The organism is Rathayibacter sp. AY1C7, from assembly GCF_002931865.1.
Taxonomy (GTDB): Bacteria; Actinomycetota; Actinomycetes; order Actinomycetales; family Microbacteriaceae; genus Rathayibacter.
This window is the reverse complement of sequence record NZ_PSWB01000017.1, coordinates 40,185-52,435: the sequence shown is the minus strand read 5'-3', so window position 1 is coordinate 52,435 and position 12,251 is coordinate 40,185. Positions and strand designations below refer to the sequence as shown.

Here is a 12,251-nt window from a genome sequence, read left to right as displayed (position 1 = left end):
TCCGCTCAGTCGTGCGGACAGCGACGGACCCGGCCTCTGCGATGAACACCTCATTGAAGGAATCACATCACGCATGAATGGTAAGCGATCCTCGAGAAGAAGCATCAGGCGTCTTCTCGCACTCGGCATCGCCGGGATGGTGACGGTCTCCGGACTCACCGCCCTCGGCCTGCCCGCCTCGGCCCACGACGGAGTGGACCACGGTTCCGAGGGCGGAGCATCCGCTCTCGACTGGAGCAACTACGAGAAGGTCCTGCTGACGAAGAACGTCGGCGAGCCCCTCGACCTGGCCGTCCTCCCGGACAAGTCGGTCCTCCACACCGCTCGGAACGGCGAGATCCGCCACACCGACCCCAAGACCGGCACCACCCGTGTCGTCAACACGATCCCCGTGTACCAGAACTCGGAGGACGGACTGCAGTCCGTCGGCATCGACCCCGACTTCGCCGAGAACAAGTGGGTCTACCTCGTCTACGCGCCCCCCGGGAACACCCCGACCGGCGCGGCCCCGAACATGCTGCCCGAGGGCGCGACCGACAGCTACTGGGACCAGTGGAAGGGCATCAACCGCCTCTCCCGGTTCAAGTGGACCGGCTCGGGCCTCGACCTCGCGAGCGAGCAGAAGATCATCGACATCGAGACCCAGCGCGGGCAGTGCTGCCACGTGGGTGCCGACTTCGACTGGGACGCCGACGGCAACCTGTACCTCTCCACCGGCGACAACACGCCGGCGAGCGCTCCGGGTGCCGCGGGCTTCGCGCCGAACAACGACGCGCCCCGCATGAACCCGGGCTTCGACTCGCGTCGCGGCGCCGGCAACACGAACGACCTCCGCGGCAAGATCCTCCGGATCACCGTGCAGGAGGACGGCTCGTACACGATCCCCGAGGGCAACCTCTTCCCGGTGGGAACCGAGAAGACCCGCCCCGAGATCTTCGTGATGGGCGTCCGCAACCCGTTCAAGATCGACGTCGACGCCGAGACGAACACCCTCTCCTGGGGCGACTACGGCCCCGACGCCACGAAGGCCGCTGCGGCCGACGGCGTCCGCGGCCCGATGGGCCTCGTCGAGTGGAACGCGACCGGACTGGACGAGCCGCACAACTCCGGCTGGCCCTACGTCCACGGACCCAACGCGCCGTACAACGAGTGGAACTTCGAGACGTCGACGCCCCGCGGCTTCTTCGACCCGGAGAACCTGAAGAACAACTCGCGCTGGAACACCGGCCTGGTCGACATCCCGGACGCCAAGGCGGCGACCGTCTACTACGGCGACAACCCCGGCGACCAGCCGTTCGACGAGCTCGTCAACTTCGGGACCAGCACCGGCCAGGGCCCCATGGGCGGACCGGTGTACCACTTCGACGCGGACAACACCTCGACGTCGAAGTTCCCGGAGTACTGGGACAAGAAGACCTTCTTCGGCGAGTTCTCGCAGGACTACATCGCGGCGTTCACGCTCGATGAGGACCGCGCGGTCACGCACATCGAGGACTTCCTCCCCAACGCGGCGCTCAGCCAGGCCGCGCAGCCGATCCACGACAACCCGATGGACATGGAGTTCGGCCCCGACGGGTCGATGTACGTGATCGAGTACGGCGACGGATTCTTCCGCGCCAACCCCGACGCGGGCCTGTACCGGATCGACTACGCCGAGGGCAACAAGGCGCCGCAGGCCCGCTTCACCGCGACCCCCCTGTCCGCCTCGCAGACCCCGCTCGAGGTCACGTTCGACGCCAAGGGATCGACCGACCCCGAGGGCGACGCGCTCACCTACGACTGGGACTTCGACGGCGACGGCACCTTCGACGCCACCGGAGTGACCGTCAAGAAGACCTACACCGAGCTCGGACAGTTCACGGCCCGTCTGCGCGTCACCGACGCCAAGGGCAAGTTCAGCCTGACCTCGCGGGTCATCTCGGTCGGCAACCAGGCGCCGCAGATCCAGATCCAGACGCCCGGCAACGGCTCGTTCTTCAGCTGGGGCGACGCGATCCCCTACCAGGTGACCGGCAAGGACGCTGAGGACGGCGACCAGATCGTCAGCAGCCGCGTGGGCTGGACCTACGGCCTCGGCCACGACGAGCACGCCCACCCCGAGGTCACCGGCACCGGTGCCAAGGGAGCGTTCCCGACGTCCAAGGACTCGCCCGAGCACGGCCCCGGCGCGCTGCTGTACGGCACCGTCGTCGTGACCTACACGGACGGCGGCTTCAACGGCCTGCCCCCGGCTGCGGCCGAGGCGACGCTGCGGCTGAACCCGAAGACGCAGGAGGCGGAGCACGCCGCCCGTGAGGGCGTCCTGCCCTACGCGGACACCACAGCCAGCGGCGGCAACGCCGTCAGCGGACTCGGTGCGGGATCCTTCCTGCGCTGGGACCCGGTGAACTTCGCCAACCTGACCGGCGTCGTGGTCCGCGCCACCGGTGAGGGCACCGTCGACCTCCGCTGGAACGCTGCCGACGCAGCGCCCTTCGGAACAGCGACCATCCCCGCGGGAGCCGGCTGGAAGGACGTCCTCGTCCCCTTCGGCACCAACGTCCCCCGCGGCACCGGCTCGCTCTACGTGACCTCGCCCAGCGGCCTGTCGCTCGACTCCCTCACCTTCCAGGGTGTCGGCGCCGGTGACAAGACGGCTCCGACCGTCGCGGCGACCCTCGACCCGGCAGCGCCTGCGGGCGTCGGCGGCGTCTACAACAAGCCCGTGACCCTCGGCCTCACCGCCACCGACAACGGAGCGCTCTCCACCGTCCAGTACTCCGCCGACAACGGCACGACGTGGACCACGGTCCGCGCCGTCAACGGCGCGTACACGGTCCCGTTCACCACGAACGGCGCCCGGACGATCCAGTACCGCGCCACCGACACCGGCGGCAACGTCTCGGCGGTCGGCACGGTGAAGTTCACGATCGACCTGGCCGCGGCGAACGCCCCGACCGCCGCGTCGACCACCACCGTGGCGCTCTCGGCTCCCCGCGTGACCTTCGGGGCACCGGGCGAGGCGACCGTCACGGTCACCGGTCAGGGTGGGAACCCCGGCGGAGAGGTCGTCCTGTACGAGGGCGCCACCGAGCTGGGCCGCGCGACGCTGAAGGACGGCAAGGCGACCTTCGCCCTGCCGAAGACCCTCGGCGCCGGCACCCACACCCTCCGTGCGGCGTACGGCTCGGACGCCACCTTCAAGGCCTCGGAGGGCACCGCCCGCCTGATCGTCTCGAAGGCCGCCTCGGAGCTCACCGCGACCGTCTCGCCCAACCCGGTCAAGCCGGGCGCCAGCGCGCAGGTCACGGTCGACGCGAAGTCCTCGACGGGTGTCGCCGGCACCGGTCAGGTGAGCGTGATGGTGAAGAGGAACCTCTCCACCGTCGCGATGCTCACCGGGACCCTCGACGAGAACGGGCACGTCGTGGTGACGCTCCCGAAGCTCGCGGCGGGCAGCTACAAGCTGACCGTCACCCACACCGCCACGGCGGACACCAACGCCGCGTCGGCGCTGCTGAACCTCACCGTCCAGCAGTAGCCCCCGCGCAGGGGCCGGCCGGCTCGACCGGGCCGGCCGGCCCCCCACCCCCTGCACCATCTGCCATTTCGAAGGAGAAATGATGCACCACCACCACGCATCCATCACGGCCAAGCCGATGAGCCGGCGCTCGCTGATGACGGCCCTGGCCGCATCGACCGTCGCGGTCGGCGTCGGAGCGGGAGCCCTCGCGGCGCCCGCGACGGCCGCCCCCGCGCCCTCGTCCGGATCCACGCGCCTGGTCCCGATCAACCGCATCGGCATCCAGCTCTTCAGCGTCCGCGACAAGGTCTCGTCGCTCGGCTTCCGGGCCGTCTTCGAGGAGCTCGGCCGCATCGGCTACAGCGAGATCGAGTTCGCCGGGTACACCCAGGGCAACGTCGGAGCGATCACCCCGCAGCAGATCCGCCAGCTGCTCGACGACAACGGCCTCCGCGCCGTCGGCTCGCACGTCGGCACCAACCTCCTCCGCTCGGAGCTGGGCAAGCAGATCGAGATCGCGCAGATCCTCGGCACGCCGCACCTCGGCACCGGCAACGCGCCCACCAACGTCAACACCAAGGCGGGCTACCTCGCCGCGGCGGAGGAGTGGAACAAGTGGGGCCAGCAGGTCTCGGCCGCGGGCATGAAGCTCTACCAGCACAACCACGCCGGTGAGTTCGGGTTCGCCACGGACGACCCCAAGACCCGCCTGTACGACCTCTTCTACGACAACACCGACCCGCGTCACGTGTACCTCGAGATGGACGTCTACTGGGCGTACGTCGGCAAGAAGCTCTACCCGGGCTTCGAGCCGCTCGACTACATCAAGCGCAACCCGCGCCGCTACCCGATCCTGCACCTCAAGGACGGCAAGACGAACAACGCCAACACCAACGGCTACGACATCGTCGAGTTCGGCGCGGGCAACCTGCCCTACCAGGCGTTCCTCTCGGAGCTGCGCGACCGCGGCCAGCGCTTCGGCGTCTGGGAGCAGGACACCGCTCCCACGCTGGCGACGCCGCCGAGCACGGGGAACTCCCTCGAGGCCGCTTCCCGCAGCTACTCCGCGATCGCTGCGCTCCGTGGCTGAGCGCACCTCGCGCCGCGCGCGCCGCACCGACAGCACCACCACCAGCACGACGCGCACGAGCGCACCGAGGAGAACCCCCATGAAGTGGAAGACGCCCACGGCGGTCCTCGCGGCCGCCTCCCTCGCGATGGTCGCCGCACCGTCCGCCTTCGCGGCGACGACGGACTGCACCACCGAGCTCGGGAACCAGACGATCACCGGAGACCTCAACGTCGGCGCGGGCCAGACCTGCGTGCTCGGCAATGTGACCGTCACCGGCAACGTCATCGTCGGCGACGACGCCTGGCTGGACGCCACCTCGGCGACCATCGGCGGCGACGTCATCGGCACCGACGCGTACGGCATCTCGATCGACGGCACCAGCGTCGGCGGAGACGTCGTCTCGTTCTCGGACGGCAGCCGCAACGGCTTCCTCTACCTGCGCGACCTCACGGTCGGCGGCATGGTCGAGGCCGGCGGGATCGACGTCGAGTTCAGCGACCTCTCGGTCGACGGCTCGGTCAGCACCGACGCGGCGAACTACGTCGACGTCGATCGCACCAGCGTCGGCGGCGACGCCACCTTCGCCGGCAGCGACTTCGGCGTGAACGTGCAGGGCGCCATCGTCGGCGGCTCGCTCGCCGTCACCGGCTCCTCGCGCGGCGTCCTCCTGGGCGCGAACGAGGACGGCTCGGCCTCGGCCCTCGGCAACACGGTGGGCGGGAACCTCACGCTCTCGGGCAACTCCGGCAACGTCCAGCTCGCGGGCTCGACGGTCGGCGGGCGCATCGCGCTCGCCGACAACGCGCCGGCGGTCAACTTCGGCGCGGGCAACACCGCCGCCGGAGTCGACGGCACCTTCACGGGAACGGCGGCGGGCGCTGCGGCGGCCGGCGACCAGGCCGTGGCCGTCATCGTCCCCGAGGCCAACAAGGGCGAGCTGACCTGGACGCTCGAGGGCACCAGCAACCTGGTGAACCTCGGCGTCGCCGAGGAGCAGGGCGACCACTTCGCCGCCTCCGGTGAGCTCGTGCCGGTCCGCGTGACCGACACCCGCCTCAACGGCCCGGCCTGGTCGGTCACCGGCCAGCTGAGCGACTTCCGCTCCGGCGAGAAGACGTTCTCGGGCAAGCACCTCGGCTGGACCCCCGAGGTCCTGGAGAACACGGGCGGTGCCGTCGCCGGCGCAGCCGTCCCCTCCGGGTTCGACTCGGGCAACGGCCTCGCCACGCCCCGCGTCCTCGGCTCCGCCGCGGCGCAGCACCCGACCGGATCCTCGGTCCTGGGCGCCGACCTCGACCTGAAGCTCCCGCTCTCGGTCGGAACCGGCACCTACACCGCGACGCTGACGCTCACCGCGCTCGGCTAGCACCGGTGGGGCGGCCTCCGGGCCGCCCCACCCTCCCCCCGTCTCCCCGCGAGACGCCACTCCGGTCCGCCCCGCTCGGCGTGCCGCGTACCGGAGCGGCGTCCCGCGGGGAGGCATCCCCCCTTGCAACGGAAGCCTGATCGATGTCGCTCATGCCACGCACCTCCCGCACCACCGCCGCCCTGCTGCTGATGACGCTCCTCGCAGCCGGCGGCCTCTCGGCTCAGGCGGGTGCCCAGGAGGCGGACCCCGCCTCCACGCCGGTCACCTGGGGGGTGCGCCCCGCCGACACCGAGCAGGGCAGCGAGCGGCCGAACTACGCGTACGCCCTCGATCCCGGCGGCCGCCTCAGCGACGCCCTGATCGTCTCCAACTACGACGACGAGGAGCAGACGTTCCGCGTCTACGGCTCCGACGGCTTCATCACCGAGGCCGGCCAGCTCGACCTGCTCCCCGCCGCGGAGCCCTCGACGCAGCTCGGCAGCTGGATCGCGTTCCCCGAGCCCGAGGTCACCGTGCCCGCCGGCGAGAGCGTGCAGGTCCCGTTCGAGGTCGTCGTCCCCGACGACGTGACCCCGGGCGACTACGCCGCGGGCGTCGTCTCCTCGATCCTGGTGCAGGGCGAGACCGGAGTCTCGGTCGACCGGCGCCTGGGCTCGCGGATGTACCTCCGCGTCGGCGGCGAGCTCGCCCCGCGCCTGTCGATCGACGGCCTCGCCGTCTCGTACGAGGGCGGCTGGAACCCCTTCGCCCCCGGCTCCGCGACCGTCGACTACACCGTGACCAACGCGGGCAACACCCGCATCGCGCCGGGCGCCGAGATCAGCGTCGCCGGCCTCTTCGGCCTCGCGCCGGTGTCCGCGACCGACCCGGAGCCGCTGCCCGAGCTCCTCCCCGGAACCTCCGTCTCGCGCACCGTGACCGTCGCCGGAGTCTGGCCGCTCTTCGTCGCGACCGCCCGCGCCGCGCTCTCGGGCACCGTCGTCACCGCCGACCAGGCCGCGCAGGCCGACTCCGCCGTCGTCGTCCCCGACGTGCCGGTCGCCACCGCCGAGACCTCGGCCGCGGCCGTGCCGTGGAGCGCCGTGCTCCTCCTCGCCCTGCTCATCGGGCTCATCGTGCTGACCGTCGTCCGCCGCCGCCGCCGGGCCGCGGGGGAGCAGGCGCGCATCGACGCCGCCGTCGCCGCCGCTCTCGGCGCCCAGCCGGAGGACGCCGACCGCGCGGAGGTCCGCTCCTGACCGGGTGCGGCCGACGCGGTCCGCGGGGGATCGCGCCGGCGCGGCCCGCCGCCTCCGGGCGCGAGGCCGCCGCTCTAGCGGACCGCCCGCCCCTCGGCGCGCAGCTGCTCGAGGAAGCCGTCCACCACGGCGGGGCTGAGCAGGTGCCCGCGCAGCATCAGCGCGGCACCGCGTACGCCCCCGCTGCCGCCCAGCTCGGCGGTCACCACGTCGAGCCGCTGCGTCGCGAGGGGGAGGGAGCGCTCGTCGATCACCGAGCGCACGGCCGTCAGGATCTCCGGGCTGGCGAGGGCGACCGCGCCGCCCAGCACGATGACGGAGGGGTTCAGCAGGCTCACGCAGGTGGCCAGCACCTCGCCGAGCTGCAGTCCCGCGATCCGCGCCGCCTCGACGGCCTCGGGATCGCGCGCCTTCAGCAGGTCGATCAGCTCGCGCACCGACTGCACGTCGCGGCCCGCCCGGGCGAGCCCGGCGGCCAGAGCGGAGCCGCCCGCGACCGCCTCGAGGTCCCCCTCCTGACCGCCCGCCGCGGCCGGGGCCGTGCGCGGCACCTGGACGTGGCCGAGATCACCCGCGGAGCCGAGGGCTCCGCGCTGGAGCAGCCCGGACGAGACGATGCCCGCGCCGATGCCGGTGCCGACCTTCACGAACATCAGGTCGAGGGCGTGCGGGAAGCGCGAGGCCCGCTCACCGAGCGCCAGCAGGTTCACGTCGTTGTCGACGAGCACCGTGGTGTCGTAGCGCCGGCGCACGAAGGCGGGGATGTCGAAGCCGTCCCAGCCGGGCATGATCGGCGGGCGCACCGGGCGGCCGCTCGCGTGCTCCACCGGGCCGGGCACGCCGACCCCGATGCCCGCGAGGGCGGAGCGGTCGACCCCGGCCGCGGCGAGGATCCCGTCGCAGACGTCGAGCGCGTGCCCGAGCACCGCCACGGGGCCCTGCGCGATGTCGAGCTCCTCGCGGCGCTCGGCGATGATGCGGCCGTCGAAGTCGGTCAGCGCGATGGTCGAGTGCGCCGCGCCCAGGTCGATGGCCAGGAGCGAGCGGACGGCCGGGTCGAAGACGAGACGCGCGGACGGACGGCCGCCGGTCGACGGAGCGCGGTCGAGGTGCGCGATCAGTCCGAGCTCGAAGAACTGCTCCAGGCGCGTCATCACTGCGGTCCGCGCGAGGCCCGTCTCCTCGACCAGCTCGGCGCGGGTGCGCGGTCGACCGTCGGCGAACAGCCTCAGCATGTCGCCGGTCGCGGTACCCGCGCGCTCGGCCACGCTCAGCTCCTTCTCTCGGCCCGGAGGACGGGTTCGGGGGACAGCACACCTGAGGAAACCAGTCGACGCACGGTTGCGCAATCTCGGCGGGCCCTGCGTGCGGGTCCTGCGCAACACGGCCGGCCGGAGGCGCGACGCGCGCCCGGCCGCGGCCCCTCCCCACTCCGATCGCCCGGGTGCGCCCCGACGATCGCCGCTCAGCCAGCCCTTCCAGACAGGAGAGAACGATGACCTCGTCCGACACCACCACCACAGGCGCCCCCCGATCGAGTGGGCGCATCGGCCTCTGGCTGATCGGGGCCCGGGGCAGCGTCGCCACCACGGCCGCCGTGGGCCTGCACGCCATCGCCGCCGGAGCCGCGCCCAGCTCGGGCTGCGCCACCGCGACCCCCGCCTTCGAGGACGTCCCGCTCGCCGGGTTCGCCGACATCGTCATCGGCGGCCACGACGTCTCGCCGACCCCGCTGCTCGAGAAGGCCACGGGCCTCGCGGCCGGCGGCATGTTCCCGACCTCGGTCGTCGCCGAGGTGGCCGACCGGATCGACGCGACCGACGCCGAGATCCGCCTCGCCCCCTCCGACGCCGCGTCGCAGCAGGAGGAGATCGACCGCCGGGCAGCCGACATCGTCGCCTTCCGCGAGCGCCACGGCCTCGCCCGGGTCGTCGTGATCGACGTCGCCTCGACCGAGGTGCTGCCGGCCGACCGTCCCGAGTTCCACGACCTCGCCGCTCTGCGCGCCGCCCTGGCGCGTCCGGGCGAGCGCCTCCTGCCGCCGAGCTCGATCGCCGCCCTCTCGGCCGTCGTCGCGGGCGCGGCCTACGCCTGCTTCACTCCCTCGACCGCGCTGGCTCTGCCGGCCCTGGAGGAGTGGGCCGCCGAGGCCGGGATCCCGATCGCCGGCCAGGACGGCAAGACGGGGGAGACCCTGCTCCGCAGCGTGCTCGCGCCGATGTTCACGGCGCGCGGGATGCGCGTGCTCTCGTGGGCGGGCGCGAACCTCCTCGGCGGCGGCGACGGGCAGACCCTCGCCGACCCGGAGGCGGTGCGCTCGAAGCTCGTCTCGAAGAACCGCGGACTGCGCAGCCTCCTCGGCGACGACGTCGTCACTCCGCTCCACATCGACAACGTCCCGGACCTCGGCGACGTCAAGACCGCCTGGGACCACGTGCACGCCGAGGGATTCCTCGGCTCGCGGATCACGGTGCAGACGATCTGGTCGGCGTACGACTCGGCACTCGCGGCGCCGCTGATCCTCGACCTCGCCCGCCTGCTGGCGCTCGCGGACGAGGCCGGCGTCTCGGGCCCCGTCGGCGAGCTCGGCTTCTTCTTCAAGGACCCGTGGGGCAGCGACGTGCACGGCTTCGCCGAGCAGACGGCCGAGCTGGTGGCCTGGTCCGCCCGCACCGGCGCCCTCGTCGCCGAGCGCCGCACCCCGGTGACGAGCGGGACGCGGAGCGATGGCTGAGCTGCGCGACTACCTCGAGCTGGTCCGCGCGAAGGCCGCGCTGACCGTGATCGGCGACACCGTCGCGGGCGGAGCGTGGGCGGGCCGCGGAGTGGGAGCGCGCACGGTCGCGCTCCCGCTAGCCTCGGCGCTGCTCTACTCGGCGGGCATGGCGCTCAACGACTACGCGGACGCCGAGCTCGACGCCCGGGAGCGGCCCGAGCGGCCGATCCCCTCGGGGCGCATCCGGCGCTCGGCGGCGCTGGGCACGGCGGCCGCGCTGACCGCGGCGGGGATCGCCGTGGCGGCCGTCGTGGACGGGCGGCGCTCGCTCGCGCTCTCGCTGCCGCTCGCGGCCGGGATCTGGTCGTACGACCTGCTCGCGAAGCCGACTCCGCTGGGCCCGGTCGTGATGGCGGCCTGCCGCGGTCTCGACGTGCTGCTCGGTGCGGGCGTCGACGGCGTGCGCGCGGCGGCCCCCGCCTCCGCCGCTGTGGCCGCGCACACGCTCGGCGTCACCGTGCTCTCGCGCGGCGAGGTGCACGGCACCACTCCGGTCACGGCGGGAGCGGTCTCGGCCGGCACCGCGGCGATCGCGCTGTCCACCGCGGCCGGCGCTCTGGCCGAGCGCCGGGCCGCCCCCGCCGCGGTCGTCGCCGCGGGCCTCGGCCGCTGGCTCCTGCTCGTGCTCACCGCGCAGCTGCAGGCCGTGCGGACGCCGACGGCCGCGGCCGCGCGGACGGCGACCCGCGCGGGCATCACCGGGATGATCCCGCTGCAGGCCGCGCTCGCCGGTCTGAAGCGTCCCGAGCTGGGGGCGGCGCTGCTCGCGCTCGACGCGCTCGGCTCCCTCCTGCTCCGCCGCCCGCGGACGGCGGACATCACATGAGCGCCACCGGACCCGTCCTCGGCTACGGCACCAACGGCTTCGCCGACCACACCCTCGACGACGCGCTCACGGTGATCCACGCCGCGGGGTACCGCGCCGTCGCGCTCACCCTCGGGCACCCGCACCTCGATCCCTTCGCGGCCGACTGGCGCGAGCGGACGCTGGCGCTCCGGTCGCGGCTCGACGAGCTGGGCCTGCGCGTGGTCGTCGAGACGGGCGCGCGGTACCTGCTCGACCCGTTCGCGAAGCACCGCCCCACGCTGGTCGACGAGGAGGCCGGCCCCCGCGTCCGCTTCCTCGAGCGCGCGATCGAGATCGCCGCGCTGCTGGGCGCCGACGCCGTCTCCCTCTGGTCGGGGGTCGTGCCGGCGGGCGCCGATGCGGCCGCTGCCTGGCGGCTGCTCGTCGAGCGCATGCGCGGCGTCGTCGCGACGGCCGAGCGCCACGGCGTGCGGCTGGCCGTCGAGCCCGAGCCGGGGATGCTGGTGGAGACGGTCGCCGACGCGCTGCTGCTGCGCCGCGAGCTCGGCGACCCGGAGTCGGTCGGGCTGACGGTCGACCTCGGCCACTGCGTCGTGGTGGAGCCGGACGGCGTGGTCGGAGCCCTCCGCAGCGCTGGGGACCTGCTCCTGAACGTGCAGGTCGACGACATGCTCCCGGAGCGGCACGAGCACCTCGAGCTCGGCACCGGATCGCTCGACCTCGCGGCCGCCTTCGCGACCCTCGCCGAGATCGGCTACCGCGGGATGGCCGCCGTCGAGCTGCCCCGGCACTCGCACGACGCGCCCCGCCTGGCCGTGGCGAGCCTCGCGGCGATGGAGGAGGCGCTCGGCGGCGCCTCCTCGCACGCCGAGCACCCGTGGACCGCGGCCGCCCGCTCCGCCGTCCTCGAGTGCCCGTCGCGGATCGAGCGCTTCTTCCCCGCCGCGGGCCGCGAGGCCGGACGCGAGCCGCTCCGGCCCGCCGAGGACCCGCACGGCCTCGTCCACGGCACGCACGACGACGCGGCCCGCGCCGCCCTGGTGCAGGCCGCCGCGGAGGCGCTCGGCGACGACGACCTGGCCGCTCTCCTCCTCCGCCTCTACCGCGGCGGGGACGGCGCCGAGCGCCGCGGAGTGCTGGCCGGACTGAACGTCCTCGTCGACCCGGGACCGGCGACGACCCTCGCCGGCCTCGAGCTGACCGCCGACGCCCTGCGCGCCAACGACACCCGGCTCGTCGCCGCGGCGATGGGCTCCTTCGCCCGCCGCCACCTCGACGCGCACGCCTGGCGGCACGGGGTGCTCAAGCTCGTCTTCCTCGGCGTCCCGCTCGCGGCGGTCGCCGGGCTGGAGGAGCGCAGCGACGCCGAGCTGCGCGCGATGGCCGGCCGCTTCGCGGACGAGCGCCGCGCGGCCGGGCGCCCGCTCCCGGACGATCTGGCGGTGCTCCTGCCGAGCTGACCGCCCCCGAACGCCGCCCCGACCGC

The 12,251-nt window shown here is 73.5% G+C and carries 8 protein-coding genes; 7 read left to right on the top strand and 1 reads right to left on the bottom strand.

Going from position 1 to position 12,251, the window contains the following annotated elements:
- The first annotated feature begins 73 nt into the window (after positions 1-73).
- The 4 genes from C5C69_RS10435 (at position 74) to C5C69_RS10420 (ending at position 7,181) form a co-directional block, all read left to right on the top strand.
- Complete coding sequence (locus C5C69_RS10435) at positions 74-3,520, top strand: PQQ-dependent sugar dehydrogenase (protein ID WP_146083623.1); 3,447 nt, start codon at positions 74-76, stop codon at positions 3,518-3,520.
- An 82-nt stretch (positions 3,521-3,602) separates the two neighbouring features.
- Positions 3,603-4,592, top strand: a complete 990-nt coding sequence (locus tag C5C69_RS10430; RefSeq protein WP_219813837.1) for a sugar phosphate isomerase/epimerase — start codon at positions 3,603-3,605, stop codon at positions 4,590-4,592.
- 79 nt (positions 4,593-4,671) lie between these two features.
- On the top strand, positions 4,672-5,940 hold the full coding sequence (locus C5C69_RS10425; protein WP_104226600.1) for a hypothetical protein: 1,269 nt from the start codon (positions 4,672-4,674) through the stop codon (positions 5,938-5,940).
- Positions 5,941-6,092: 152 nt separating this feature from the next.
- A complete protein-coding gene (locus tag C5C69_RS10420; RefSeq protein ID WP_146076959.1) occupies positions 6,093-7,181 on the top strand; it encodes a hypothetical protein in 1,089 nt (362 codons plus the stop codon).
- A 74-nt stretch (positions 7,182-7,255) separates the two neighbouring features.
- Here the strand turns inward: C5C69_RS10420 and C5C69_RS10415 are convergent, their stop codons facing one another.
- Positions 7,256-8,449 carry an ROK family protein gene (locus tag C5C69_RS10415; RefSeq protein WP_244229502.1) on the bottom strand — a complete coding sequence of 398 codons (1,194 nt, stop codon included), beginning with the start codon at positions 8,447-8,449 and terminating at the stop codon, positions 7,256-7,258.
- Positions 8,450-8,676: 227 nt separating this feature from the next.
- On the opposite strand from C5C69_RS10415, the gene C5C69_RS10410 reads away from it, so the two are divergent.
- Genes C5C69_RS10410 through C5C69_RS17260 form a run of 3 tightly spaced genes read left to right on the top strand, consistent with a single transcriptional unit; the run spans position 8,677 to position 12,225 of the window.
- Complete coding sequence (locus C5C69_RS10410; protein ID WP_104226602.1) at positions 8,677-9,915, top strand: inositol-3-phosphate synthase; 1,239 nt, start codon at positions 8,677-8,679, stop codon at positions 9,913-9,915.
- Positions 9,908-10,783 (top strand): SCO3242 family prenyltransferase, encoded by an 876-nt coding sequence (locus C5C69_RS10405; RefSeq protein WP_219812364.1) that lies wholly within the window; start codon positions 9,908-9,910, stop codon positions 10,781-10,783. Before C5C69_RS10410 ends, C5C69_RS10405 begins: the two co-directional genes overlap by 8 nt.
- On the top strand, positions 10,780-12,225 hold the full coding sequence (locus C5C69_RS17260) for an EboA domain-containing protein (protein WP_104257857.1): 1,446 nt from the start codon (positions 10,780-10,782) through the stop codon (positions 12,223-12,225). Before C5C69_RS10405 ends, C5C69_RS17260 begins: the two co-directional genes overlap by 4 nt.
- Positions 12,226-12,251 lie beyond the last annotated feature (26 nt).

Bases quoted from the DNA above. Each gene is read 5' to 3' on its own strand.
- C5C69_RS10425 (WP_104226600.1), top strand. From the start codon at position 4,672: ATGAAGTGGAAGACGCCCACGGCGGTCCTCGCGGCCGCCTCCCTCGCG.
- C5C69_RS10435 (WP_146083623.1), top strand. From the start codon at position 74: ATGAATGGTAAGCGATCCTCGAGAAGAAGCATCAGGCGTCTTCTCGCA.
- C5C69_RS10420 (WP_146076959.1), top strand. From the start codon at position 6,093: ATGCCACGCACCTCCCGCACCACCGCCGCCCTGCTGCTGATGACGCTC.
- C5C69_RS10410 (WP_104226602.1), top strand. From the start codon at position 8,677: ATGACCTCGTCCGACACCACCACCACAGGCGCCCCCCGATCGAGTGGG.
- C5C69_RS17260 (WP_104257857.1), top strand. From the start codon at position 10,780: ATGAGCGCCACCGGACCCGTCCTCGGCTACGGCACCAACGGCTTCGCC.
- C5C69_RS10430 (WP_219813837.1), top strand. From the start codon at position 3,603: ATGCACCACCACCACGCATCCATCACGGCCAAGCCGATGAGCCGGCGC.
- C5C69_RS10405 (WP_219812364.1), top strand. From the start codon at position 9,908: ATGGCTGAGCTGCGCGACTACCTCGAGCTGGTCCGCGCGAAGGCCGCG.